1 protein-coding gene is annotated in these 890 nt (G+C 42.6%); it reads left to right on the top strand.

Translation table 11 applies throughout. The annotated features are described in order from the left end of the window. Positions 1 to 57: 57 nt before the first annotated feature. The coding region (locus ACWHAR_RS24685) for a polysaccharide pyruvyl transferase family protein (RefSeq protein WP_452088132.1) at positions 58 to 890 on the top strand (833 nt) is incomplete at its 3' end.

The following is an 890-nucleotide window of genomic DNA, read 5'->3' as shown; positions in this document are numbered from 1 at the left end:
TTGGGTAGAGACAGTTAACACACAATGAGGAATTCATCCCAGAAGGAGGACGCAGATATGACTGTACAAGAAATCAAAGGCAAAAAACTAGTAAAAGGCATTGCGCCAAATGTGGAGCCGGAAGCTCTGTTAAATGATAAACGAAAAGTATTTTTGTTTGGTTCCCCTAGTTACACAAACATTGGCGACCAAGCGATTGCGTATGCGGAAGAGAAATTTGTCAAAAATCATTTTCCGTATTATGAATACATTGAGATTATGGATTATGCGACGGATGAGGGCATTGAACTGGTGAAAGAGATCATTCGTGAAGACGATATTGTCTGCTTTACAGGCGGAGGGAATTTAGGAAACCTTTATCTTGATATTGAGGAAGACAGAAGAAAGGTCTTTTCGGCGTTTAAAGACTACAAATCGATTTCTCTGCCCCAATCCGTTTATTTTGAGGATACAGAGGAAGGACAGAAGGAAAAGAAAAAAACACAGGATGCGTACCATCAAAATACAAACTTAACGATTGCTGCGCGTGAGACGCAAACACTGGATGTGGTGAAAGAGACCTTCAATTCCAATGTGATCTTTACGCCGGACATGGTGCTTTCCTTGGACATTGTGCCGCGAGAGCTTGAGCGGGACGGCGTTCTCTTTATTTTAAGAGCGGATAAGGAGAAAGTGACTGACGAAGATTTTATTTCACAGATGAAGAAATGGGCAGAAAAAACAACTTACACAGAGCGTACCGATACGGTGCTGGATACGGTAGACACCATCGATTACGCTGATCGTGAAAAGCATTTTATGGAGATGCTGGACCGCATCGGCTCCAGTAAATTGGTGATTACCGACCGCCTTCACGCGATGATTTTCTCGATTATCACCAAAACACCTTG

It is taken from the genome of Bacillus sp. LR--39, assembly GCF_053613335.1.
The sequence above is the reverse complement of the archived record's forward strand: the minus strand, read 5'-3'. Positions and strand labels throughout refer to the sequence as shown.